At 73.1% G+C, this 23,063-nt stretch carries 23 protein-coding genes and 1 riboswitch; of the genes, 7 read left to right on the forward strand and 16 right to left on the reverse strand.

What is annotated here, in order from left to right; translation table 11 throughout:
- Window positions 1-14: 14 nt before the first annotated feature.
- Window positions 15-1,283, reverse strand: coding sequence for a glycoside hydrolase family 16 protein (locus tag HDA32_RS27310; protein WP_218882622.1), 1,269 nt, complete (start codon window positions 1,281-1,283; stop codon window positions 15-17).
- A gap of 440 nt (window positions 1,284-1,723) precedes the next feature.
- Window positions 1,724-1,876: a hypothetical protein gene (locus HDA32_RS27315; RefSeq protein WP_312863351.1), complete on the reverse strand. Its 153-nt coding sequence runs from the start codon at window positions 1,874-1,876 to the stop codon at window positions 1,724-1,726.
- Window positions 1,877-2,007: 131 nt separating this feature from the next.
- Here HDA32_RS27315 and HDA32_RS27320 point away from each other — a divergent pair, with 131 nt between their 5' ends.
- A complete protein-coding gene (locus HDA32_RS27320) occupies window positions 2,008-2,514 on the forward strand; it encodes an Lrp/AsnC family transcriptional regulator (protein WP_179645882.1) in 507 nt (168 codons plus the stop codon).
- A 21-nt stretch (window positions 2,515-2,535) separates the two neighbouring features.
- On the opposite strand, the gene HDA32_RS27325 is transcribed toward HDA32_RS27320, so the two are convergent.
- The 11 genes from HDA32_RS27325 to HDA32_RS27375 all read right to left on the reverse strand — a co-directional run bounded on the left by HDA32_RS27325 (window position 2,536) and on the right by HDA32_RS27375 (window position 12,351).
- Window positions 2,536-2,793, reverse strand: a complete 258-nt coding sequence (locus HDA32_RS27325) for a hypothetical protein (protein WP_179645883.1) — start codon at window positions 2,791-2,793, stop codon at window positions 2,536-2,538.
- A 143-nt stretch (window positions 2,794-2,936) separates the two neighbouring features.
- Window positions 2,937-4,388, reverse strand: a complete 1,452-nt coding sequence (locus HDA32_RS27330; RefSeq protein WP_218882623.1) for an aldehyde dehydrogenase family protein — start codon at window positions 4,386-4,388, stop codon at window positions 2,937-2,939.
- Window positions 4,381-5,316, reverse strand: a complete 936-nt coding sequence (locus tag HDA32_RS27335) for a Rieske (2Fe-2S) protein (RefSeq protein WP_179645884.1) — start codon at window positions 5,314-5,316, stop codon at window positions 4,381-4,383. Before HDA32_RS27335 ends, HDA32_RS27330 begins: the two co-directional genes overlap by 8 nt.
- A gap of 212 nt (window positions 5,317-5,528) precedes the next feature.
- The gene (locus HDA32_RS27340) at window positions 5,529-5,771 is read right to left on the reverse strand and encodes a hypothetical protein (RefSeq protein ID WP_179645885.1); all 243 of its coding nucleotides are present in this window, start codon (window positions 5,769-5,771) and stop codon (window positions 5,529-5,531) included.
- A 27-nt stretch (window positions 5,772-5,798) separates the two neighbouring features.
- Window positions 5,799-6,044 (reverse strand): DUF6343 family protein, encoded by a 246-nt coding sequence (locus HDA32_RS27345; protein ID WP_179645886.1) that lies wholly within the window; start codon window positions 6,042-6,044, stop codon window positions 5,799-5,801.
- A 67-nt stretch (window positions 6,045-6,111) separates the two neighbouring features.
- Entirely contained in the window at window positions 6,112-6,825 is a 714-nt protein-coding gene (locus tag HDA32_RS27350) for a helix-turn-helix transcriptional regulator (protein ID WP_179645887.1), read from the reverse strand.
- Window positions 6,812-8,386, reverse strand: coding sequence for a sensor histidine kinase (locus HDA32_RS27355; protein ID WP_179645888.1), 1,575 nt, complete (start codon window positions 8,384-8,386; stop codon window positions 6,812-6,814). Before HDA32_RS27355 ends, HDA32_RS27350 begins: the two co-directional genes overlap by 14 nt.
- A 45-nt stretch (window positions 8,387-8,431) precedes the next feature.
- Entirely contained in the window at window positions 8,432-9,184 is a 753-nt protein-coding gene (locus tag HDA32_RS27360) for a signal peptidase I (protein WP_179645889.1), read from the reverse strand.
- A 454-nt stretch (window positions 9,185-9,638) separates the two neighbouring features.
- Window positions 9,639-10,472, reverse strand: a complete 834-nt coding sequence (locus HDA32_RS27365; protein ID WP_179645890.1) for an MBL fold metallo-hydrolase — start codon at window positions 10,470-10,472, stop codon at window positions 9,639-9,641.
- A gap of 494 nt (window positions 10,473-10,966) precedes the next feature.
- Window positions 10,967-11,827 (reverse strand): hypothetical protein, encoded by an 861-nt coding sequence (locus tag HDA32_RS27370; RefSeq protein WP_179645891.1) that lies wholly within the window; start codon window positions 11,825-11,827, stop codon window positions 10,967-10,969.
- A gap of 32 nt (window positions 11,828-11,859) precedes the next feature.
- The gene (locus HDA32_RS27375) at window positions 11,860-12,351 is read right to left on the reverse strand and encodes a hypothetical protein (protein WP_179645892.1); all 492 of its coding nucleotides are present in this window, start codon (window positions 12,349-12,351) and stop codon (window positions 11,860-11,862) included.
- 487 nt (window positions 12,352-12,838) lie between these two features.
- Between HDA32_RS27375 and HDA32_RS27380 the strand changes: the two genes are divergently transcribed.
- From HDA32_RS27380 to HDA32_RS27390, 3 genes are all read left to right on the forward strand, one after another.
- The gene (locus tag HDA32_RS27380; protein ID WP_179645893.1) at window positions 12,839-13,456 is read left to right on the forward strand and encodes a TasA family protein; all 618 of its coding nucleotides are present in this window, start codon (window positions 12,839-12,841) and stop codon (window positions 13,454-13,456) included.
- 98 nt (window positions 13,457-13,554) lie between these two features.
- On the forward strand, window positions 13,555-14,181 hold the full coding sequence (locus HDA32_RS27385) for a hypothetical protein (RefSeq protein WP_246334501.1): 627 nt from the start codon (window positions 13,555-13,557) through the stop codon (window positions 14,179-14,181).
- Between the two features lie 43 nt (window positions 14,182-14,224).
- The gene (locus tag HDA32_RS27390) at window positions 14,225-14,818 is read left to right on the forward strand and encodes a hypothetical protein (protein WP_179645894.1); all 594 of its coding nucleotides are present in this window, start codon (window positions 14,225-14,227) and stop codon (window positions 14,816-14,818) included.
- A gap of 252 nt (window positions 14,819-15,070) precedes the next feature.
- On the opposite strand, the gene HDA32_RS27395 is transcribed toward HDA32_RS27390, so the two are convergent.
- Window positions 15,071-15,577: a hypothetical protein gene (locus HDA32_RS27395; RefSeq protein WP_179645895.1), complete on the reverse strand. Its 507-nt coding sequence runs from the start codon at window positions 15,575-15,577 to the stop codon at window positions 15,071-15,073.
- Window positions 15,578-16,154: 577 nt separating this feature from the next.
- Here HDA32_RS27395 and HDA32_RS27400 point away from each other — a divergent pair.
- Both HDA32_RS27400 and HDA32_RS27405 read left to right on the forward strand, forming a co-directional pair.
- Window positions 16,155-17,393 carry an LCP family protein gene (locus HDA32_RS27400; protein WP_179645896.1) on the forward strand — a complete coding sequence of 413 codons (1,239 nt, stop codon included), beginning with the start codon at window positions 16,155-16,157 and terminating at the stop codon, window positions 17,391-17,393.
- 81 nt (window positions 17,394-17,474) lie between these two features.
- A riboswitch (TPP riboswitch) is annotated at window positions 17,475-17,582 on the forward strand.
- Window positions 17,570-18,277 carry a TenA family protein gene (locus HDA32_RS27405; RefSeq protein ID WP_312863352.1) on the forward strand — a complete coding sequence of 236 codons (708 nt, stop codon included), beginning with the start codon at window positions 17,570-17,572 and terminating at the stop codon, window positions 18,275-18,277. Its footprint overlaps the riboswitch before it by 13 nt.
- Before the next feature lie 352 nt (window positions 18,278-18,629).
- Here the strand turns inward: HDA32_RS27405 and HDA32_RS27410 are convergent, their stop codons facing one another.
- Both HDA32_RS27410 and HDA32_RS27415 read right to left on the reverse strand, forming a co-directional pair.
- Window positions 18,630-19,427 carry a hypothetical protein gene (locus tag HDA32_RS27410; RefSeq protein WP_179645897.1) on the reverse strand — a complete coding sequence of 266 codons (798 nt, stop codon included), beginning with the start codon at window positions 19,425-19,427 and terminating at the stop codon, window positions 18,630-18,632.
- 367 nt (window positions 19,428-19,794) lie between these two features.
- The gene (locus HDA32_RS27415) at window positions 19,795-20,685 is read right to left on the reverse strand and encodes a hypothetical protein (RefSeq protein WP_179645898.1); all 891 of its coding nucleotides are present in this window, start codon (window positions 20,683-20,685) and stop codon (window positions 19,795-19,797) included.
- A 660-nt stretch (window positions 20,686-21,345) separates the two neighbouring features.
- Here HDA32_RS27415 and HDA32_RS27420 point away from each other — a divergent pair.
- Window positions 21,346-23,043 (forward strand): sensor histidine kinase, encoded by a 1,698-nt coding sequence (locus tag HDA32_RS27420; protein WP_376766995.1) that lies wholly within the window; start codon window positions 21,346-21,348, stop codon window positions 23,041-23,043.
- The last annotated feature ends 20 nt before the right edge of the window (window positions 23,044-23,063 follow it).

Below are 23,063 nucleotides of genomic sequence, written 5' to 3' on the forward strand. Positions count from 1 at the left end.
CGTGGAGACGCCGGTCAGACCGGGGCGTTCCACTTCTGGTTGGCGGTGCCGGCACAGGTCCAGATCTGCAGCCGGGTGCCGTCGGCCGAGGAGTTCCCGGTGGCGTCCAGGCACTTGTCGGCGTTGGGGTTCACCAGGTCGCGGGCCTCGGTGTAGACCCACTGCTGGGCCGCCGTGCCGTTGCAGTCCCACAACTGGACCGGCGTGCCGTCGGCCGTACCGGCCCCCGACACGTCCAGGCACTTGCCGAGCGCGCGGACGGTGCCGTCGGCGCCCATCGTCCAGCTCTGGGCGGGCCCGCCGTTGCAGTGGTGCAGTTGGATGGGCGTGCCGTCGGCGGTTCCGGCGCCCGCCACGTCGACGCACATCCCGCCGATGCCGGTGATGGCCCCGGTCGCCCCGGATCCGCCGCCGTTGTCGCCGCCGCCCGAACCCTGGTCGTAGACGCGGACGTAGTCGATCACCATCTGCTGCGGGAAGGAGGTGGAGGCGTCCGGCGAGCCGGGCCAGTTGCCGCCGACGGCCACGTTCAGGATCATGAAGAACGGGTGGTCGTAGACCCACGGGTTGCCGCGGGTGTCAGCGGGGGTGAACGTCTGGTAGGCGACGCCGTCGACGAACCAGGTGATCGAGTCGGGGTCCCACTCCACCGCGTAGGTGTGGAAGCCGTCGGCGAACGCTCCCCCGCTGGGGTGCCGGTAGGAGCCGGTGATCGGGTTGCCGCCCGAGTAGCCGGGGCCGTGCAGGGTGCCGTGCACGGTGCTCGGCTCGTGGCCGACGTTCTCCATGATGTCGATCTCGCCGCTGTCGGGCCAGCCGACCGAGCCGAAGTTGTCGCCCAGCATCCAGAAGGCCGGCCAGATCCCCTGGCCGCGCGGGATCTTGATGCGGGCCTCGAACCTGCCGTAGGCCTGGGTGAACTTGCCCGCCGTGTTCATGCGGGCCGAGGTGTACTCGCACGGCCCGTAGTGGCACTGGTAGCCGGCGGGGTTGCCCTTGCGGGCGGTGATGACCATGTGGCCGTTGCCGTCGTGGGCGGCGTTGTCGGTGCTGTCGGTGTAGTACTGCAGCTCGTTGTTGCCGCCGCCGTCGCCGTTGACCTCCAGATTCCACTTGGCCGGGTCGGGAGGGGTCCCGGCGGGGCCGTCGAACTCGTCGGACCACACCGGGGCCGCCGCGGTCTGCGCCACCGGCTCGGCGTTCGTCTGGGGCACCCCCTCGGACGGCGCACCCAGCACGCCCACGGCGAGCAGCCCCGCCGCGGCGACCGCGGTCGTGGACATCAGCGCCGGGAGGAGCCTGCGGGAGGTCCTGCGTCGGTGTCGGGATCTTCCTGCACTCATGTTCTTCCTGATCCGGACGTCGGCGGCCCGCGCGACGGGCGTCGCAGCGGGGTGACACGGGCCGGGCGGCGCCCTGGTGGGGGTAGCGGGGGCCGGGTCGGCGGACCCGGGGTGTCGCCACGGTGCCGGGCGGCCGGGCCGATGGCCCTTCACCCGGCACGCTGCGGCGACGGAAGAGGTTGAGTTCGTCACCCTTTGTATTTGTTAAGAGAACTTACTATTCGCTCCGGGTCGGCACAAGGACCAAGGGCCTGAAATTGAGAGCGCTCCCACAGGGTCGCGCGGAGACAGCCCTCAGGGAGGCGGCCGCGACGCTCGGGGCGCCGCTCGTCGATCTTGACCTTGCGGGGGTTATTGCAACGTTTTTAGGACCCATAAGGTCAAGATCGGCGCGGAAGGAGCGGGGCGCGGCCGATCAGCGGCACGGTCAGGTTCGGCGCCACGGCGACGAGCACGCTGCCCACCGTGACGCTGACGAGCGAGACCCGCAGCATGCGGCGGTGCCCGTAGAGGTCGCCGAGGCGGCCGAACACCGGGACCGAGATCGCGGCGGCGAGGAACTGGACCGCGGTGATCCGGCACCGTCGCGATCCTGCAAGGAGGCGGTCGCGACCACGACGGCCGGCAGCGGTCCCGGCTCACCCGGGACCGCTCCTCCTCGCGCGTGGCGGCCCCCTTCGCCCCGGACGCGGTCGACCGCGCTCTCGCGGTCGCGCTGGCCGAGGACGGCAGGGCGCCCTACGCCGACCTCGCCGCCGTGACCGTGACCGGCCCCGATTCCGCGCGGCGCCGCGTCGGGCGCATGCCGGCGGGCCGAGTCCTGACGGCCCGCTGCGAGATCGCCCGGTCCCTGTCGGAGTGGCCGGTGGCCATGACCCTGTGGGTGCGGGTCGCGTCGGGCGACATGGCCAAGATCACCCCGATCGTCTCGGGGATGCGGGAGGTCCGGCTGTGCGTCGGGGTGTCGGGGCGGTACAACCTGATGATCACGGCGTGGATCCGCTCGGTCGGCGACGCCCAGCGGTTCGAGGCCCGCCTCGCCGAGCGCCTGCCCGGCATCCTCATCGGCGACCGGGCGACCGTCCTGCAGCCGATGAAGCTCATGGGTCACCTGCTCGACCACCGCGGCCACCGGATCGGAACCGTCCCGGTGAACCCCTGGAGCTCCTGAACCGCCGGACCTACACCGGACCTACAGCGGCCACTCGACGATCTCGTCGACCGGGTCGAGGCGGACGGTGATCCTGTGCCCGGACTCGGCCAGGACGGCCTGGATCGCCGCGGCGACCACGGGCAGGGGGCGGTCCCGGCGAGCGCGGACGTGGATCTCCAGCGGGGCTTCGCCGTCGGCCGCGGCGCCCGTGGCGCGGGGGCACGGGACCACGGCGACGACTTCGGGAACGCGAAGAACCTGCTCTGCGATGTCGCGGGGCAAGGTCGCCTGGAACACGTGCTGTCTCCTTCTTCGGCCACACCGGTGGCCGCCCCGATCGGGGCGGCCACTGGTAAGACAACATCGGAGGCCGTTTCCACACGGTTTCGCGCCGTGGGTTGTATCACACGTCCATGCTGGTCAGAGCCGAAATATCGGCGTCACCCGAGTTGTTTGGGCAGCCCCATGTGGAGGACCTTCACGGTCGTCATCTCGTCCATGAGCTCGGGTCCGTAGCCGAACCCCTGCCCGCTGGCGCCGCGGGGCTGGGCCGCGCCGCCGGGGGCCCCGCCGAAGACGGCGTTGACCTTGACGGTGCCCACCGGCAGTTCCCGGCAGGCCCGCTGGGCGTGCTCCATCGACGCCGTGAGCACCGTCGCGGCCAGGCCGTAGCGGTCCCGCACCGCCTCGGCCAGGCCCTGGTCGAACCCGTCGACCACCTGCACCGGGGCGACCGGGCCGAAGGTCTCCTCCCGCATCACGGCCATCCCGTCGGTGCACCCGGTGAGGACCGTCGCCGGGTAATAGGCGCTCAGCCCGCCCGGCATCTCACCGCCGATCAGGCACGTGGCCCCGGCCTGCACGGCCTGCTCCACGTGGGCGTGCACCGCCTCCCGGTGCCGCCGGTCCACCAGCGGCCCCATCGCGATCTCCCCGGCCGCGGCCGACTCGGGGACCCGGCGGGCCGCCTGCTCGACGAGCGCCTCGACGAACCGGTCCGCGACCGCCCGGTGCACGTAGATCCGCTCCACCGACGTGCAGATCTGCCCGCTGTTGGCGAACGAGCCCAGCGCCGCCTGCTCCGCGGCCCACACCGGGTCGACGTCGGCGTCCACGACCAGCGGGTCGTTCCCGCCGTTCTCCAGCAGCGCCTTGGCCCCCGTCCGCGCCGTCGCCGCCCGGATCGACGCGCCGGCGGCGGTGCTGCCGACGTGCGCGACCACATCGGCCCGCGGATCCTCCGCCAGCGCGACGCCGACCTCGCCGCCCCCCGTCAGGCCGGTCAGCACCCCTTGGGGCAGTCCCGCCGCGACGATCTCGGCGAACAGTGCGCCGGTGTGCGGCGCCCGCTCGCTCGCCTTGTAGACGACCGTGTTGCCCGTGGCCAGCGCCGCGCCGACGAGTCCGCAGCTCACCGCGACCGGGTCGTTCCACGGCGTCAGCGCGACCACGACCCCGCGCGGCTCGGCCACCATCACATCGGTGGCGCTCCAGTCCCCGACCAGGCTGCGCCCGCGGTGCAGCGGGCCGATCTCGGCGTACTGCTCCAGCGTCCCGGCTCCGGCCTCGACGCCCTCCCGCGCCTCCGCGAGCGGCCGCCCGGTCTCGCGGCTGTTCAGCCGGGCGAGGTTCTCCTCGTTGTCGCGCAGGACCCGCGCGATCGTCCGCAGCGCGGCGCCGCGCTCGGCCGCGGGCGTGCGCGCCCATTGCGCGCGGGCGCGGCGGGCGCGGTCGAGGGCCGCGTCGACGTCGGCGGCGGTCGCCGCGGGCAGGCGCCCCACGAGCGTCCCGTCGCGCGGGTCGACCACCGTCAGGTCGCCGCTCGCCTCCCGCACCGACGGCACCTCCGCCGCCGTCGCCGCCGTCGGTGCGGTGCGCGTTGACTCAACCACGTGCTCTCCCTGTCGTCGGCTGCTTCTCCTGCTCACTGCCCGCACCGGCCGCCTCGGAGCGCGGCGGGGGCACCAGCGCGCCGCTCTCGGGGCGGCGCACGCTCACCACCCCGTCGCGCACGCGGGTCTCCAGCACCGGCTGCGAAGCGGTGGCCGGGCCGCTGACCACGCCGCCGTCGGCCAGCCGGAACGTGCTGCCGTGCCACGGGCAGGTGATGCAGTCGTCGGAGACCTCGCCCTTGGACAGCGGCCCGCTCATGTGCGAGCAGATCTCGGCCATGACGTGCACCTCGCCGCCCGAACGGACGATGACCAGCGGGGTGTCGCCGAGCACGCCGTGCATCGGCGTCTCCTCGGGGAACTCCGTCAGCATGCCGATGTCGTGCCACTCCGACGGCATCCGGTCCGTCACGTAGTCGGCGCGGTTGGCGCCGCCGGCCAGGTGGTAGGCGATGTGCGCCCCGAGCATGCCGCCGACGCCGACCGCCCCGAGCCCGGCCGCGCCCAGCGCCTTGCCCCAGCCGTGCCTGCCGCGCGAGCGCGCCATCGAGGACGCGCCGTACAGCATCAGCGCCACGTTGTTGGCCGCGGCGTGCACGACCCCGACCCGCTGGTGCCGCTCGTGCTGGCGCGACCAGTCCGCCGCCCCGGCCGCCATCGCCGGGACGGCGGCGATGATGCCGGTGTTGACCAGCCGCCGCGCGGAGCGCTCGGTTCCGGGGAAGCAGTCGAGGACGGCGGCCGACAGCCACGCCCCGATGGGCACCTGCACCATCAGCGGGTGCATCGGATGACCGAGTTGGACGCCGTGCAGCACGTCGCGGAACCGCCCCTCCGGGACGGCGTCCACCACCCGCTTCATAGCGCCCGCGACCCGGTCCAGGCCCTTGGCCCGCTCGATCCGGTGAATCCGTTCTCCCAGTCTCATGCGCGGGCGGCTACCCCAAACCCGCAGATCGAACCGGACGCCCGCCGTCCCCGGCCTCCTGCAGAGGTCCGCGGGAGCCGGATGGATCCGGGCGGGCGCACATGTCCGTTCTGCGGTGGTTCCCTCGGCGATCCTGACCTTGCGGGCGTTATTCAAACGTTCCAAGAGTCCATCAGGCCAAGATCGCCGAAAAGTCCGCGGGCTCCGATCGGTCAGTCCGGGTCCCGGTCGAGGGCCGGCTCGGAGTCGTCGCAGGGCGGGCCCTCCAGGTCGGAACGGGCCTCGGAACCGCCGTCGGCCGGCACCGGCGTCGGGACGCCGGTGCCGGTGACCTTGCGGCCCTGCGCGCGGGCGCGGTCGCTGGCCTGCGGTTCGTCCTCGTCGCGCAGCACGGGCGCGAACCCGCGGTCGTCGGTGTGCTCGGGTTCGGGTTCGTGGCCCAGAGGCTCGGACATGCTCCTCCTCCTTCATCGGCCGTCCGGTCATTCGAAGAGCGAACCGTGGCCGGGTCCCCGCTGCCGTCGGCGCCTGAGGACGACCACGATGTCGACCACCCCCACCACGGCGAGCACCCAGAGGAAGACCGCCAGGACGGTGAAGTCGGCGGTGAGGGCGATCGCACCGAGGGCGATGCAGACGACGACGCCGATCACCGCCATCAGCAGCCGCAGGTTCAGCGCGCTGTAGGGCCGGTCATGGCTGCCCCTCGGGGGTTTGGCACGTCCCATGCTCCCTCCCTCCACCCGACCCCCTAACCGCGCGGCGGACACCGAAACGCGGCGCGGCCCCGGGCGGTCACCGGCGCAGGGAACGGGCCAGGGCGACGGCCTCCAACTGGGAGGTCACCTCCAGCTTGGCCAGGATGGAGCGGATCTGGGAGCGGACCGTGGAGATGGCGACGAAGGAATCCGCGGCGATGGCCGCGGCCCGCCTGCCGTCCACCAGCGCGTCGAGGATCTCGTGCTCGCGGGCGGTGAGCAGGCCCATGAGGCGGCTCTCCGCGCGCCGCCGCGCCACCGCGTCCCGGTGCTCGGTCATCAGACGCTCGCGCTCCTGCCCGCTCATCACCGGACGGCCGGCGACGGCGTCCAGGATGGTCTGGATCAGGTCCGGGAACGGCGCGGACTTCGGCATCCAGCCGATGGCGCCGGCCGCGACCGCCGCGGCGATGCGGTCCCGCCCCGTCGTCCCGGTCAGGATCAGCACCAGCCAGCCGTCGGCGTGGAACTCCCGCGCCAGCGGGACGCCGTCCAGCGACTCCCCCTCCGCGCCGGTCCCCAGGTCGAGGTCGAGCAGGACCAGGCCGGGGGCCAGGTCGGCCGCGCTGCGCCGGACGGCGTCGGCGCCGAGCACCGGTGCCCGGACCGCCGCGATGCCTTGGGCTCTGAGCGCGAGCTCCATGGTGGTGCTGAGAAGTTCGTGGTCGTCCACGATCAGCACGTTCGGACAGCGGGCGGTCCTCGCCTCGCCGCCGTCGTCGTCCTCCGCGCGCTCGTCAGTGATCGACATGGCCACCTCCGGTACTCGTTGACGTTGACGCCGCCTCGGACGGGGAACGGCGGCTGCCGACCCAGCGGACCCGGGAGCCGCGGTGGCTGCGGCGGGCGCGCAGCGTCTGCCCCTGCGGCTCGGGCGCCTCGACGGGAAGGTCCACGATGACCGTGCAGCCCGGCCGCTCCGGGATCGCGGGCGCCAGGCGCAGCCGCCCGCCGTACCGGTCCAGGACCTGCCGGCAGACGTGCAGCCCGATGCCCTGCCCCACGGACGCTCCACCCTTCGCGCCGCGCCGCAGCATCTCCTCCTCCTTGCCCGCCGGGACCCCGGGGCCGTCGTCCTGCACCTGGATCCGCGCCCGGTCGCCGAGCCGGTAAGCCTCCACCCACACCCGCGCCCCCGGGGCGTGGCGCTCGCAGTTGGCCAGGACGTTGGTGACGACCTGGGCGACGATCTCCGGCGGCACGTCGACGGTCAGGTCCTCCTCGGCGGCGAACTCGATCGCCATCCCGGTGGTCCGCCGGATCAGCACGAGCTGCTCCAGCAGCGCCTTCAGCCGCACCCGCCGATTGGGCCGCCGCGACGGGTCGGTCTCCAGCATGGCGCGCATGCGGTCCAGCTCGGCGGACATGGCGGCGCGCAGGGCGGTGCGGTCGATGTCGGCGCCGTCCTGCGGGTCCATGGCCAGCAGTTGGGCGGCCCCGTCCACACCGGCGAGGGCGTTGCGGAGCTCGTGCGCCTGCTCCGACATCCGCTCCTGCACCCGCGACGCCTCGGCCTGGGCGTCGCGGAGCCGCTCCTGGTCGAGGACGAGCTGCTGATGGGTCTGCAGCGCGGCCCGGAGCAGCGCGCACAGGATGAGGGCCAGGCCGAGGAGCCGCATCCCCGGCACCAGCATCGGGGAGGAGAGGATCGGCTCCCACTCCAGCACCCGCGGCACGTTGCCGCCGATGATGCTGATCATGCCGAACCCGGTCCACACCCACAGCCGACGCCGCCGCACCAGCCCGGCCACGATCAGCGCCACCCCGCCGTTCAGCCAGAACAGCACGATCCCCACCACGAGGAACCGCGAGGTGACCACGGGGTAGCCGAACTGCGGCACGGCCGCGGCCACCAGGGCCACGGCCGCGGTGGCCGCCACGGCCACGACCGTCCCGCGCGTTCCGGTGACCGGGCCGCGGAACCCGGGCAGCGGCCACGGGTGCGGGCGGTCGAACCTGGCCAGCGAGGCCAGCAGCAGCCCCACGGTGGCGAGGCTGGCGGTGTGCCGAGCGGCCGAGACGACGATGGTGTCCACCGCGTTGGCCGACCCCGCGGCCGTCGCGGGGACGACGATCACCGCGTAGACGATCATGGCGGCCGCGATCCTGCGCAGCGCGGGCTGATCGGCGGTCCGGGCGGTGAACTCCGCGACGAGCGCGGCGAACGCGGCGCCGCCGGAGGCGAACATCGCGAGCATCGCGGGCAGTTGCGCGGTGATCCCGGTCGGTCCGGCCTCGATGTGGTGCAGCGTCACCGCGGCGGCGACGACCACCGACAGCAGGGCCACGGTTTCCAGGGCGAGTTTGCGCACGGCGAGGTGTTCCTTAAGGACGGGGGTGTTCGGCCGGGATCTCGGTCAGCCGCCGGGCGGCCGGGTGCCCGCCCGCGGCGGGGTCGCGGCCGGCCGGGCTTCCGGTTCGCCGGCGCCGACCGCCTCGCCGCCGTCCTCGTCGTCGTCACCGCCGCCGTCCTCGTCGTCGCCGTCGTCGCTCAGGGCGACGCCGAGCAGCCACAGGCCGAAGACGAGCAGTATCCCCGCCAGCACGTACATCAGCGTGGGCCCCTGCTCCATCGCCTGCTGGGCGTAGCCGAAGTAGGGGATGTGGTACCAGACCTCGCCGCGGACGTCGGCGGCGGGAACGGGCGGGTCGTCGGGGACGTCGTTGGCGTCGCCCCGGGTGTGGAGGAGGCTCCCCTCCCCCGTCTCCTCGACCTCGACGACCCGGTGCGTGACCAGGGGCGTGAGCTCCGGGTCGAAGGAGTCGGTCTGCGCCGGGTCGCCGTGCTCGAACGTGATGACGTCGCCGACCTCGACGGCGGCGGGATCGACGGGCCGGGCGATGACGACCGAGCCCACGGGGATCGACGGCTCCATGCTCCCGCTCAGGACGATCAGCGCCTGGGCCCCGGTGACCCGGGGCAGTACGGACACGGAGAGGACCACGCCCGCGGCACCGAGAAGAAGCAGGGTGACGAATAGGGCGAAAAGCGCGGAAAGAAAGCGCCGAATTACGGACCGCTTTCTTTCTGCCCGCGGTGACCGGCCGTTCTCGGGCCGTCCGCGCGCCGACGGCCCGCCGCCGTCGAGCGCTGCCTCGCTGTCGTCCATCCGGCCCCCTCCCGGCCTGCGCGGGGCCCCGGTGGCGGTCCGGCCCTCCCGCCGGCCGACCGGAACAGACCCCGGACCGGGGTCGTGCGCCTTCGACGGAAAAAGCGCGGATCATGAAAGGCATTCGGACCCGGCCGCGTCGAAGGGCACCGGCAAAGGAGCCCGTGACGGATTTTACGAAACACCGCCGACAAATTCCCGTGTTCCCGCGAACTTCCGTGACATCAACGGTCCCGGTCCCCGAGTCAGCACGCCCGTATACCGGTTTTTCTGCGCTCCGGATCACGGGTCGGCGTGCGCTGTCGTGCCACGGCCGGGCGGTGCCCGCGCGCTGCGCCGGTTTGGCGACGCGGCCCGCATCGGCCGCTCTGGCCCGCGCCTCCCACAAGGCCTGCTACGGCCGTGTGCCTTCCGCCGCGATGCCGGTGAAACGTGCGGGTGCGCCGTGGTGCGCTCACACGCCGGGGCGGAAGCGGTAGGTGTCACCGTGGGAGACATAGTGGAACTCGGTGCTCCCAGACGATCGAGCGGCAGCGCGCTGGAAGTCCTCAAGCCCCGACTGGAACACCGAGAAGTCGTTGTAGTGGATGGGGACCGCCGTCCTCGGCCCGATGATCTCCACGCACCTCACCGCCTGCTCTCCCGTCATGGTCACCACCGTGCCCAGCAGTGTCGTTCCGCCCGCGTGCACCAGCGCCAAGTCGACGCCCGGGTAGTGGCGGGGGATGTCGTACAGCCGCTCGTGCAGCAGCGTGTCGCCGCTGATGTAGAGGCGGAAGCGGCGGTCCGCACCCTGCTGGAAGTCCAGCATGCTGCCCATTGTCGGAGGGAGCAGTCCCGCCACGTGGTCAGGCGCGTGCTTGCCGGGCATCGAGGTCACCCTGAGTCTGGCGTCGCCTTTGGTCACCTCCTGCGATTCCCATGTGTCGAGCGCGTACCCCCGGTTGAACCCCTGCTCACCCAACAGGCGCACCGCGTGGTCGTTGGTGATGATCGGCAGGTTCTTGTCGAGCTCCCGCGCCGCCACATCGTCGAAGTGGTCGCCGTGGTGGTGCGAGAGGACCACGAGGTCCACGGGAGGCAGCTCGGAGATCTGGCATGCCGGCTCGACCTCGCGGCGCGCGTACGCTCCGTGCCCCAGGTGCACGTGTTCCCCGGCGTGCAGGAAAGCCGGGTCGGTCAGGATGGAGAACCCGGCGTAGCGGATCAGCGTCGTGGCGTTGCCCACGAAGTAGAGCTCGCCCTCGCTGAAGTCGGCCGCTTCCGTAGTCGACAGCTCGATGCTCACAGAAAAACCCTCCTGGCGTGTGTCTGCCGGCTGCTACCCAGACGTGACCTGGAAACACACGGACCGGATCACTCCGCCGAGAACCGGAGCCGTCGGAGTCCGCCCACTGGGCGCGCGAGAAGCGCAGACCCTCCGAACAGCGGCTGCACGATGCCGGAGGCGCTCGCGTGAAAGCCCCCGGCCCCGGTCCCTCGGCGCATCAGGCGTGGCACGGCGGGCAACCAGCGGGGCCCTTCCGGTGGAGACCGAGGTCTTGCGGTGAGACCTCTTCCACCAGAGACTCCATCCTGTCTCGAGGCGAGGCGGCACGGTGCCCCCATCCCGCAGCGCTGTCCCGCCTGCTCGAGTACGTCCCGGCCGGTCGCGACGATGGGGGTGTGCGGGTGGGACGGGGCGGTTTTCACGGCCTCACCGAGACCGCCCCGCTGAGGCCGTCCCATCGGGTTTCGACCACCGCGTTCGCGGGGCGGGGTCGTCGGACGCCGGCCCGGTCATCAGACGGATGTCCTTCGGCGGCCGTGGAACCGGACCGCGAGCAGGCCGCCGCCGGCCAGCAGCGCGACGGACAGGCCGAGCAGTGACGTCAGGGCGGCGCCGGTCAGCGGCAGCCCGGCCGTCCCGGCGCCGCCGACCGCGTCGGAGCGCACCTCGACGCCGTCCTCGGCAGCGGGCCCGTCGAATCCGCCGCCCGTCTCCCCCGCCGGTCCGGCGTCGGCCCGCCAGACCAGGGTGAAGGCCACGGAGTCGCTCTGCACCTCATTGCCGGTCCACGCGGGAAGCTCCAGGTCGACGAGCACCTTCACCCGCCCGTGGGCGGGCACCGTGACCGGCCGCGGGCCGCTCCCCGCCGCCACGTCGCCGAGCGCCGCGCCGGACGGCCGTCCGCCTCCGGCGCCCTCGGGCCCCACGCCGAGCCTGAGGTGCTCCGCGAGCTCGCCCTCCCCGGAGCCGCAGGTGCCGTCGACGCGGGCCTCGGGGCGGGTGCAGCCGTTGTCGTCGTCGGCCAGGTCCTCGACCCGCACCCCGACCGCCACCGGCTCGGCGCGGTCGTTGGCGAGGGTCACCGACCACCGTCCGCTGTAGCCGGGGGCGATGTCGGCCGCGCGCAGGCGGCTCATGCCCGCGGCGTCGACGCCGTCCGCGCCCACGCGCACCAGGCCGGCGGACTCGGGCGCGTCCGCGGTGGCGCCGGACGCCGGGGCCGCGGTCAGCGCGGCGAGCAGCGCGAGGACCGCCGCCCACGTCTCGATCCGGCGCGGGGCGCGCCGACGGCCGGGGATCCCGGAGCCCGCGGAGGCCGCGGGGGTCCCCGGGCTCACGGAGGTCCCGGGGTCCACGGACCTCTCAGGGGTCATGGAACCCACGGGGGACACGGGGGCCACGGGGGTCACGGGTGCACCTCTCCCGGTTCCGGGGACGGGTCCGCCGTGGAGGCCGGACGCGTCCGCGCGGGGTCGGGACCGTCGGGCCTGGCCGACGCCTCGGCCGACTCCTCCGGTGCCGCCTCGGGCCGCGGTTCCCGCGATCCTCCGCGCGGTGGAGCCGACGATTCGGACGGGGTCGGGGACGGGGTCCCGGTCGTGCCGTCCGGCCCGGCCGAGGGCGACGACGGCGACGGCGATGGGGACGGGGACGGCGAAGGCCCCGTCACCGTGATCGGGCCGGTCGTCGCCCGCACGCTGAACGCGGCGTCGGTCACCCGCCGGTGTCCGGCGATCGACGCGGCGACCGCGGCGGCCAGGACCACGAGCACCAGGGCCGGCACCAGGTGGCCGCGCACCCGCCGCAGCCGCGCGGCGACACCCGTGCCGGGCGCCGCGGCGGCCGCCGCGGCGCCCGGCGGGCGGCCCCGCACGTCACGGGCGCGGTTCGCGCTCATGGGCTCACGTCCTCACTGCAACGGCGGCGATCGGGGGCAGGGGTCGGCCGCAGCGGTGCGCGCGGCGCCGGCGGACCGAGAACGCACGTGCCGGGCCCACCACCCTGCCGGAACGCGTTCGCTGCGACATCGCCAAAAAAGGGGAAACGGACTTCATCGACTTTGGGGATGACCGGATCGGCTCCGGACCGGCAGAGTCGTACTCGGCAGTCGGAAGGGCTGCGACGCAGGAGGCGGATCGGGCGGCGTGCTCCGCCTCCTGCACGCCCCCCTTGCCCGCCCCGTTGGGCGGGCATCCCGGCGAGTCGGCGACACCTGCGCGGCCGGAGACGTTCCCGGCCCGATGCCCGGCCGCGAGGAACACCGCGCGGCGCGGCCGGACCCCGATTCCCCCCGACGGCCCGCCGCACGCCTTCCGCCGCCCCCGAAGTCCCCATCGGGCCATCCCCCATCAGGACCGGCCCGGCTCGAAAGGACGTGGACCTCCATGGCCAGCAGCAAGCGCAAGAAACTCGTCGCCGGTCTCGGCGCGGCAGCCGTGATCGGCGCCGCCGTGGCGATCACCGGCGGAACCTACGCCTACTTCACCGACAGCGACCGGACCACCGGCCAGAACGTCGCCGCCGGCGACCTGTCGGTCACGGTCTCCCAGAGCGGCAGCGGGCTGACCGACAAGCCGGTCAGCATCGACGACGCCGCACCGGGGCGGGTGTACCTGGACGACCTGCCCGGTCACTGGGGCGACGACTGGTACCGGATGAAGGTGACCAACGAGGGCTCCGTCGACGGCGAGATCGACTCCGTCGAGATCGTCGACCTGACCGGCGGAACGCCGAACCTGGCCGACCGCCTGCAGATCCGCGCCGTCATCAAGCCCACCTCGTGGGAGCCCGGCAACTGGGGCCCGCCGGCGTTCGAGGCGCTGGACGCCGGAGCGCTGAGCGATCTGCCGGGGGATGAGAACCTGGACGCGGGCGAATCGACCTACGTCTACTTCCAGATCCGGTGGCCGAACGGGACCCCCGACGAGGACAACCCGTACCAGAACGCCGACACCTCGTTCAGGTTCCAGGTGAACCTGGACCAGAGGAACCAGGGCGCCTGACCGTTCACGGCCGAGCGAGCGGCGAGGTCCCGCACCGGGCGCCCGGTGCGGGACCTCGGACGCGTCCGGGAGCGCCCTTGGAGAGGGGAGGCGCGACCATGACCTTGAAGAAGAGGACGGCCCTGAAGAAGAGGGCGGCCCTGGCCCTGGGAGCGGCGGCGACGGTCGGCGCGCTGATGCTGTGCGTCGGCGGCACCTACGCCTACTTCACCGCGAACGCGCGCGGCCAGGCCGGCGAGATCCGGGCCGGGGACCTGTCGGTCGACGCGGCCGGACTCGGCCCCGAGGACGGCAGCGGGCCGGTCGCCATCACCGCCGCCGCACCGGGGCGGCGGTGGCCGGCCTCCGACGGCGACTCCTACACGCTGGTCGTCAACAACACCGGTTCCGTGGACGCCCGGATCGAGAAGCTGCTGATCTCCATCACCGGCGGCGGCGCGGACGGGCGCCCCAACCTCAGCGAGGCCCTGGAGATCCGCTACACCACCGAGGCCAAGCGCAGCGGAGCCCCCGACTGGGACGGCGGCAGCGGCTGGGCGGCCCTGCCCCGCACGTCGGCCTCGGTGCTCGACTCGCTGCGCCGCAGGCCGGGGACCGTCGGGGCCGGCGAAACCCAGGAGCTGCACTTCCAGGTGCGCTGGCCCGACGGCGACCCCGACCACGACAACCGCTTCCAGGGGGCCGGCACCGAGTTCGCGTTCACCGTGCGGCTCGGGCAGGCGTGAGGCCCGCCCCGCCGGACGGGCGGGCCGTGAAGGAGAGGGCAGGATGATGCGGCTCAGCAGGCCCGTGCTCGCCGGGATCGGCGCGGTGGCCGTCGCGGGGGCGATCGGCGGCGCCGTCCTGGGGACGCGGGCGTCCTTCACCGCGGAGGCCGACAGCGGGGCGTTGCCCGTCACGGCCGGAGAGCTCGACGTCGCACTGCGCACGGGCCCGGCCGGCGCCGTGCGGATCGACTTCGGCGACGCCGGACCGGGGCGGATGTGGCCGGAGTCCGGCGCGTTCGAACTGGAGCTCAGCAACACCGGCGACATCGACGGGGTGGTCTCCGAACTGGCCACGGCGACCGTCTCCGACCGGACCCCCGAAGGCGCCGAACCGCTGAGCCGGGCGCTGGAGGTCGCCTGGAGCGACCGGTCCCGGCAGGACTGGAGCGACCCGGGCCTGGAGTGGGAGCCGGTCGCGACCGCCGAGCAGGCCGACGGCCGCACCATCGGCTCCGACCTCGGTGAGCTGGAGGAGGGCCGGACCCGGACGCTGTACCTGAAGGTCCGCTTCGCCGAAGACCGGGACGCCGCGGACTACGCCGGCTCCACCAGCGACTTCCGGCTCACCGCGACGGTCCGCTCTCGCCGATCTTGACCTTGTCGGGGTGATCGCAGCGGCGGTTTCAGGGGGCTGTCGCAACGGCTGCGTGGTGTCGGAGACCGTGGCCGCGGGCTTTCCGTGCACCAACGGTGACCTGGAGGGCCGCCGCCAGCGCGTCGCCGGACGCTTCGCGCCTGACAACAGCCCCATCAGGCCCGCAGCGGTTCAGCAGGGCCGGGAGAGCGACCATCGACCACCCCGCTGCAACCACCGCCGGAAACCACCGTTGAAATAACGCCCACAAGGTCAAGATCGCCGCCGGGACCACTCCCATGGACGCGGGGAGGTGCCGGGAACCCGGCGGGGCAAGGGGGCGTCGGCCTCGGGGTCCGTCCCGTCCGGGACCTCGCCGCCCCGCGGCCCGGCGGGGTTGAGCAGTTCCGGGTCGAACCGGAGCAGGGGCGACGGGTCGTCCTCCTCCTCGGGGACCGGGCCGAGCTCTCGTTCCCGCGACACCTCCGGGGACTGCCGGGGCTGGGCGAGGGGGTCGCGCAGGTCCTCGAACTCGATCAGGACGCCGTTTTCGGTCACAGCGATGGCGACGTTTCGTTTGATCCGTTTTCCGGCGACCTTGCCGGCGGCGACGATGCGCTGCCGGTCTCGTTCGGTCGGCGCGCCCATGACGACGCTCTCGTGGGCGCGTAGGCCGACCGTGACGCGTTCGACCAGGTCGGGCTGCTGCTCGTGCACGTGGGTGTGGGGCAGGCGTACGGGCTCGGGGTTGGAATCGGCTGGGTGCGCAGAGATCGGCATCAAAGGTCCGCTTCAAACGTGCAGAGGCTGGGCACACACGACCGCCGGGGCTCATCGGGGCAGGAATGAGGACGTCGTGAATATTTTTCGCATCGGTAGGTAAACCTTACAAGCACGGCCGCGTCCTCACCCACGCGAGTCCACTGTCTCCGTGACCGCGGCGGTACGCACCGTGCCCATTCCGGTCCGATCGGGCGGCACCATCCCCTCTTCCCCACTTTCCTGCGCGCGCCTTTCCGCCATTGGCGCGGCCACCGACCCGGACGAACCGTTTCAAAACCCACCGAACGGGAATGTCAGCGCTCAACGCAGCCCTCATGTCGCAACCCCGCTTTCGAAAGAGGATTGACCGAAGGAGGCCACCATGGCGTTCCGGTCGTCCTCTCCGCCGGAAGGCGGAGGGGACGGCGGTTTCCCGGTCTTCCCCGGGACGCGTTCCCTCGGGGATTCTCGTAAGATCGGCTCGGTACCATGCGGTCCGCATCCCCTCGTGGCGCTCTGCCCTGTCATGTCCGGACCCCTGGCCGTTTTTCGCCCCGGCACCCTCCAGCCCCGCCGATAGAAGGCACCCTTTTCTATGTCCGATGAGTCTCCCGCGGCAGCGTCCGAAACCCCGCCCCGTCGCCGCAAGTGGAAGCGCGTGGTCGCCTGGACCTCCGTGGCACTGGTGCTGGCCGTGCTCGCGGGGGCGGGAACCGTCTACGGCTACTACCGCTCCCTGCGCGGGAACATGGTCCAGCACGACCTCGCCTCGGCCCTCGACGAGGAGGAGCGCCCGCCCAAGATCGGCGAGGACGTGAACATCCTGTTCATCGGCTCCGACCTGCGCGAGGGCGACAACGCCGAATACGGCGGCCGCGACTTCGTGGGCGAGCGCTCCGACTCCCTAATGCTGGCCCACATCTCCCCCGACAACGGGGTCACCGTCGTCAACTTCCCGCGCGACTCCCTCGTGGATCTCCCCGAGTGCAGGCCCTACGAGGGCACCGAGGGAACCGAGGGCTACTACGGGATGATCAACGCCGCGCTCTTCCACGGCGGCCCGCCGTGCGCGGTCAAGACGATCGAGTCGCTGACCGACATCCGCATCGACCACTTCGCGCACCTGAACTTCGTCGGCTTCCGCGACGTGGTGGACGCGGTCGGCGGCGTGGAGATGTGCATCCCGAAGCCGATGGAGGACGAGCGCTCAAAGCTCGACCTGCAGGCCGGGGTGCAGACGCTCGACGGCGAGGAGTCGCTGTCGTTCGTGCGCGCCCGCTACGAGATCGGCGACGGCGGCGACATCGGCCGCATCGACCGCCAGCAGATGTTCCTCGCCGCGCTGGCCGAGCAGGTGACCAGCAGCGACGTCCTCACCAGCCCGAGCAAGACGACCTCCCTGCTCAAGGCCGTCACCGAACACACGGCGACCGATGACGAGCTCACGCTGGACAAGATGATCTCCATCGGCTCCACGCTGGCCGACGTCGACCTCGACGACATCACGTTCTACACGGTGCCGTGGTGGCCGGCCCCCTACAACCCCAACCGGGTGGTCTGGGACGAGGAGAAGGCCGCCCAACTGTTCGAAGCCGTCAACACCGACGGCCAGGTCACCGACGCGATGCTGGAGAGCGGCAGCCCCGAGGCGCCGACCCCCGATCCGAGCGCGTCGGGCACCCCCTCGCCGTCGTATCCGGCCGAGCCCTCGACCGAACCCGTCGCGCCCGAGTCCTCCTCCGGCGACTCCGCCGGGAGCATCGAGGGCCGCGACGCCACCTCCGACCCCTGCGTCAACGGCCTGGGCGAGGGCACCGGAACCGACCGGCGGTGACCGCGGGCCGCGGCCGCCGCCTCCGGTGGCCGCGGCCCCTCCGGGGTACCGCCGATCGGGCGGCCCTAGTAACGTGGCCCGGGTAACCACGCGGGGTGTCCCGGAACGGGACTGAGACGGGCGCGGCGCCCGAACCCGTTGAACCTGATCTCGTTCGTACGAGCGGAGGGAACGCGGTGGGCAACTCCCCTGTCGCCACCATGGAAACCGGCTTCACCGCCGAGCTGGGCCGGCGCCACGCCGACCTGTTCGAGGCGTTCTACGACCACCCCTTCCTGGCCGGGATGCGCGACGGCACCCTGGCCAAGGAGAAGGTGCTGCACTACGTGGGCCAGGACCACCAGTACCTGAGCGCCTACATCCGCTGCTACGGCCTGGGCCTGGCGCTCTCGCCGGACCGCGGGTGGATGCGGCACTTCCACGACAGCATCGCCTTCGTCCTGGACGAGGAGTCGCACCCGCACCAGGTCCTGTGCGAGCACGCCGGCACCGGCTACGCCGAGGCCCAGGTCGGCCGCCTGGCGCCGAGCGCGCAGGCCTACGTCGACCACATGATGGCGGCCGGACGCGACAGCCTGGGCGTACTGCTCGCCTCGCTGCTGCCCTGCCCGTGGACCTACACCTGGGCCGCCGACCGGTTCGTCCGCGACGAGCGGCCCGGCCCGGACAACCCGTTCCTCGGCTGGTGGACGTTCTACGCCGATCCCGGCTGCCAGTCCGTCACCACCGAGCTGCGCTCGATGCTCGACTCGCTGGCGGCCGACGCCGGCGCGGCCGAACGCGCCAGGATGGAGCGGGCGTTCGAGGACAGCTGCCACCACGAGGTCCGCTTCTGGAACATGGCCTGGACCCTGGAGGAGTGGAGCGCACCGACCGGCGCGTGAGGGCCGCGGCGACCGATCACCGTGTCCGGCGATCGTGACCTTGCTGGGATTTTTAGGCCCCACAAGGTTGAAACCCAAGGTCGAGATCGGCGGGAAAGGCAAAACGCCGACCGGCGCGGCTGCTGATCGGCGTCGGCGGCGGCGCCTGGGCGCCGCCGCCGCGTTGAGGCCACCGCCCCTCTCCTCCCCCTCCGATCAGGAAAGAGGTGGTGGCCCCCGTCTCCCGAACTGCACCGCCCTCCGATGCCGGGAGACCGCTCCGGGGATCAGGGCCGCTGGACGGCCCTTCCGCCGGAGCGGGGTGCCCCGCCGGGACGGTCGACGGGACACCCGTTCATGGGGTCGGCAGCGCTCAGAGCAGCGGCGTGTCGACGGGGGTCGCGACGTCCACCGAGTCGACGTCGGCGGCGTCCTCCAGGGCCTGCACCGGCTCCTCGGTCAGGGAGGCGGGCTCCTCGGACACGGCCTCGGCGTCGGGGAGCGCGTCGGTGCTCTCGGTGCTCTCGGTGACCTCCGCGGCATCGGCCGCGGCGCCGTCGGCGGCCTGCTCGGCCCCGGCCCGCAGCCGCTCGGTCTCGGAGACCGCGTCGCCGGTGCCCGGGAGCGCGGCCCTGGTCTCGTCCAGAGTCCCCTCGGCCTCACCCAGGGCGCCTTCGGCCTCGGCCGCCTGCTGGTCGACGCGCTGCCGGGCGTCCTCGGAGGCCTCGGAGACCTCGGCGGGCACCGCCACGCCGGGGGCCGCCACGCCGGGGTTGACCGGCGCCGTCAGCGGAACGGTCCGCTCGACGTCCCCGGACAGCCCGTCGACGGTGCCCTCCAGCTTGCCCGCGGTGCCGTTCAGCTTGCCATTGGTGCCGTTCAGCTTGCCATTGGTTCCGTTCAGCCCGCCGAGCAGGCCGTGTGCGCCGGACGACTCGCAGCCGTGGGCGGCGGGCAGGGTGTGCACGGTGCCGGGCGCACCGGGGACCGCGCCGCTCAGCCGCTCCGTCAGGCCGGTCGCCGGGGCGGTGTGCGGGGCGACGGTGCGCGCCGCGTCGTCCACCGGGCTCGCGACGCCGGCCGAGGCGACGCCGGCGCCCAGGCCGACGAACCCGGCGACGCCGGCGGTGAGCAGGATGGCCTTGGCGGACTTGCGCGTGAACTTCAGCATCGAAACGTCCTCTCGGATCGTGACTGTCGTATCGGGAGAGCGGGCGGTGGTGCCCGCGCCCGGGAACCGCGGTGCGCCCCGGCCGTGAGCGCTTCGCGGCGGATGTTTTCAGGAGGAGCCTCCGGCCGCGTCGGCGGCGCGTCTGGATGGGCGCGCCGGTGATGCGCCGGGATCAGCCGAGTGGTCTGGCGAACCGCCGGCTGACGTCAATTCCGTGCGGTCGGGGCACGGGACTCACGTCAGCCCCCAGGTAGGAGAGAAGGGCTGGGAATCGGCGGTGCGGCCGGGCGGTGCCGTCGCCGGACCGCCGCCGGGCGGCGTCGCGGGTCACGCGCCGCGCGCGCTCCGCTGACCGGTGTCGCCGCGGCTAGTCGGGCGAGAAGGAGGGATCGTCCACGGGGCTCTGCGGCACCGCGTCGGAGGCGATCCGGTCGGCCTGCGGCAGGGCGCCGGAGCGCGCCGCGGCCGGTGTGTGGGTGAGGAATCCGGCGAACATCCCGCCGAAGGGATTGGCGACCTGCGGCTGCGCGGACCCCGCGACGGCGGCGCCGGGGCCCGTGGCCCCGGTGTCGTGCGCGCGGTCGTCGGCGTCACCGTCGTCGTCGGCCGCGGGCCGCTCGACCGCGTCCGGCGCGCTCGCGGCGGCCGCAGCGGTGTCGTGCGCGCGGTCGGAGCGATCGGCGGACTCGGCCTCGCGGGGCTCGTGGGTCCGGGCGTCCTGCCCGTCCCGCTTCTCGGACGGCCCGCTCTCCCGCCCGCGCTCGGGACGGTCGTCGCGGTGCCGCCCCTCGATCTCGACGCGCTCCCCGATGTCGGCGACCGCGTCGACGGCGTCCTCGGCCTGCGGCACGGCCGCGACCTCGGACACATCCGGCTCGGCGGGCCGAACCGGATCGGCGGCCGCCCTGGAGGGCTCGGCGGGCTCGGTGGCCCGAGGGGCCGCCGAACCGGCGCGTTCCGCCGTCGTCCGCGTGCTCCGCTCGACGGCCTGCTGAGCGGGCCCGCGATCGTCGTGGGCCCGGGATTGCGACGGGGACTGAGAATGCGATGAAGACTGCGACGCGGGCGCCCCGGTCACCGCCGAGGCCGCCTCGTCCGCCGCGCCCAGCGCATCGGCGCTCGCCGGCGCCGAACCGATCAGCCAGGCCGCGCACACGAACCCGCCCAGAAGCAGCAGGCGGCGCAGCATCGGGTTCCCGAGGCGGCGCACGGCTGCGAAGACGCGCGCACCGCGTCCCCGTCGACCGTTCCACGCCACAGCGAGATCCCTTCACCGGCGGCAGATGAGCCGGGCGGACACGGAATACTCCGCCCCGCCGACAAAACGTGACCGTAGCACGCTGACTCATCACCGCAAACCGATCACCGGAATTCATCGGCCACTCCACGGCCATTTGGGGAAGAATGCCTGGTCAGAGCCTGAGAACAAAAACAGGAACACGCGTTCGAACCGCACCGCATGCCCGAACCCTCCGGCGGCCCGACCGCATCCGGGCCCGGAACCGACGACTCCGGAGCGCGGACCGAGCCCCCGGTTCGGGACCAAAGCCCTCGCCACCGCGTGCCCTTCGGCCATTGCCGCCGACGCGGGCGACGCGGTTTCCTTGCAGGTGGGAGCCTGATCGGCTCCTTGTGGAGAGGAACACCGCAATCCGGGGCCCGGCGGAACTCCCCTCTGGATCGCGCGGCGATCCCCGCCACCGGTGGCCCCGGGAACCGGCGGACCCGGCCGGTTACGCGGAACCGCCGGGTCCGTCCCTTCACCGTTTCGGGATCCGTTATCCATGTGCCTTTCGAGTGGGGATTCCGCCCCGAAAGCCGCGTGGAATAGGAATATCGACACAAATTTTCACATTGAGCGGTTTAGTGCTCACCACAGGCATTCGTGGAGATAGCGTGTCCTCGGAGGTGTGGACACGTGCCCGAACCCCCTGAGCGCCCCTTGATTCCGCAAATGCACCTCGACGAGCTCCTGTGCGAGCTCCACGCCCGACTGGAGGACGCGCTCTCGACCCGCGACCGCATCCACTCGCTGCTGGAGGCCGTGGTCTCGATCGGCAGCGACCTCGACCTGGCGACCGTGCTGCGGCGGCTGACCGAGGCGGCGTCGCATCTGGTCAACGCCAAGTTCGCGGGCCTCGGCGTGGTCGACTCCGACGGCCGGTTCATCGAATTCATCCCGGTGGGCATCAGCGACGAGGAGGCCCAGCGGGTGGCGCACTTCCCGCACGGGGAGGGGCTGCTGGCGTTCCCGACCGACCAGCGGCGCCCCCTGCGGCTGAGCAGGATGCAGGACCACCCGAACTTCCACGGCTTCCCCCCGGGCCACCCGCACATGACCAGCTTTCTCGGCGTGCCCGTCCAGGTGCGCGACGAGGTCTTCGGCAACCTCTACCTCACCGACAAGAACGACGGCGGGGAGTTCGACGAGGACGACGAGGCGATCGTGACCGCGCTGGCCACGGCGGCCGGCGTCGCGATCGAGAACGCGCGGCTGTACGAGGGGACCCGGCAGCGCGAACGGTGGCTGTCGGCCTCCACCGAGATCACCACGCGGCTGCTGTCGGGGGTCGCGGCCGAAGAGGTGCTGGGCTACCTGGCGCAGCAGGCCAGGGAGATGGCCGACGCCGACATCGCGGTGGTCATGCTGCCCGACGCCGCCGACGGCCACCTCGTCGCCGAGATCGCCGACGGCCCGCTGGCCAAGGAGATCGTCGGCACCTCCGTGGTGATCGACGAGACCCGGTGCGGCGCGGCCTACCGCGACGGTGCGGCCGTCGACATTCCCGACCTGCGCCACGCCGACTGCCTGATGCTCAGCCACCGGGGCTTCCGGCCGGGGCTGCTGATCCCGCTGGGCACGCCCGACCACACCCGCGGCGTCCTGCTGCTGGGCAAGGCCGGTGTGCGCGCCCCGTTCCACCCCTCGACGCGGGGCATGCTCGACGCGTTCTCCGGCCAGGCCGCGGTGGCGCTGGAGCTGGCGGAGGCCCGGCGCGACGCCGAGCGCCTGGTGGTGCTGGAGGACCGCGACCGGATCGCCAAGGACCTGCACGACATCGTGATCCAGCGGCTGTTCGCCTCCGCCATGACGCTGATGAGCACGCTGCGGCTGATCGACGACCCCGAGGCCGGCGACCGCGTGCGGCGCGCCATCGACGACCTGGACGAGACGATCCGCGAGATCCGCTCGACGGTGTTCGCGCTGCAGAACCCGCCCGCGCCCCAGGAGGCGTCGCTGCGCGGGCGGATCCTGGCGGCGGTGGAGGACGCGACCCGCACGCTCGGCTGCCAGCCGGGGGTCGGCCTCGACGGGCCGATCGACGCCGCGGTGCCCGAAGGCGTCGGCGAGCAGTTGCTGGCGGTCCTGCGCGAGGCGCTGTCCAACGTCGCCCGGCACGCGCGCGCGGCCGAGGTCCACGTGCGCGTGGCGGCGGACGGGGAGCTGACACTGGAGGTGTCCGACAACGGGGTGGGCATCCCCCCGCAGGGGCGGCGCAGCGGCCTGCGCAACATGGCCGAGCGGGCGGCGGCCCTGGGCGGCGCGTTCTCCACCTCCCCCCGCGAGGCCGGCGGCACCCTGCTCACCTGGAGCGTCCCGCTGCCGGAGGCGTAGCCGCCCCGCTCAGCGGGCGG

It is taken from the genome of Spinactinospora alkalitolerans (genome assembly GCF_013408795.1).
In the GTDB taxonomy this organism is placed as follows: Bacteria; Actinomycetota; Actinomycetes; order Streptosporangiales; family Streptosporangiaceae; genus Spinactinospora; species Spinactinospora alkalitolerans.

Coding starts and splice junctions, on each gene's coding strand:
- HDA32_RS27310 (WP_218882622.1), bottom strand. CDS start 1,283: ATGTCCACGACCGCGGTCGCCGCGGCGGGGCTGCTCGCCGTGGGCGTG.
- HDA32_RS27335 (WP_179645884.1), bottom strand. CDS start 5,316: ATGAGACTGGGAGAACGGATTCACCGGATCGAGCGGGCCAAGGGCCTG.
- HDA32_RS27340 (WP_179645885.1), bottom strand. CDS start 5,771: ATGTCCGAGCCTCTGGGCCACGAACCCGAACCCGAGCACACCGACGAC.
- HDA32_RS27345 (WP_179645886.1), bottom strand. CDS start 6,044: ATGGGACGTGCCAAACCCCCGAGGGGCAGCCATGACCGGCCCTACAGC.
- HDA32_RS27350 (WP_179645887.1), bottom strand. CDS start 6,825: ATGTCGATCACTGACGAGCGCGCGGAGGACGACGACGGCGGCGAGGCG.
- HDA32_RS27360 (WP_179645889.1), bottom strand. CDS start 9,184: ATGGACGACAGCGAGGCAGCGCTCGACGGCGGCGGGCCGTCGGCGCGC.
- HDA32_RS27370 (WP_179645891.1), bottom strand. CDS start 11,827: ATGACCCCTGAGAGGTCCGTGGACCCCGGGACCTCCGTGAGCCCGGGG.
- HDA32_RS27375 (WP_179645892.1), bottom strand. CDS start 12,351: ATGAGCGCGAACCGCGCCCGTGACGTGCGGGGCCGCCCGCCGGGCGCC.
- HDA32_RS27380 (WP_179645893.1), top strand. CDS start 12,839: ATGGCCAGCAGCAAGCGCAAGAAACTCGTCGCCGGTCTCGGCGCGGCA.
- HDA32_RS27385 (WP_246334501.1), top strand. CDS start 13,555: ATGACCTTGAAGAAGAGGACGGCCCTGAAGAAGAGGGCGGCCCTGGCC.
- HDA32_RS27390 (WP_179645894.1), top strand. CDS start 14,225: ATGATGCGGCTCAGCAGGCCCGTGCTCGCCGGGATCGGCGCGGTGGCC.
- HDA32_RS27395 (WP_179645895.1), bottom strand. CDS start 15,577: ATGCCGATCTCTGCGCACCCAGCCGATTCCAACCCCGAGCCCGTACGC.
- HDA32_RS27400 (WP_179645896.1), top strand. CDS start 16,155: ATGTCCGATGAGTCTCCCGCGGCAGCGTCCGAAACCCCGCCCCGTCGC.
- HDA32_RS27410 (WP_179645897.1), bottom strand. CDS start 19,427: ATGCTGAAGTTCACGCGCAAGTCCGCCAAGGCCATCCTGCTCACCGCC.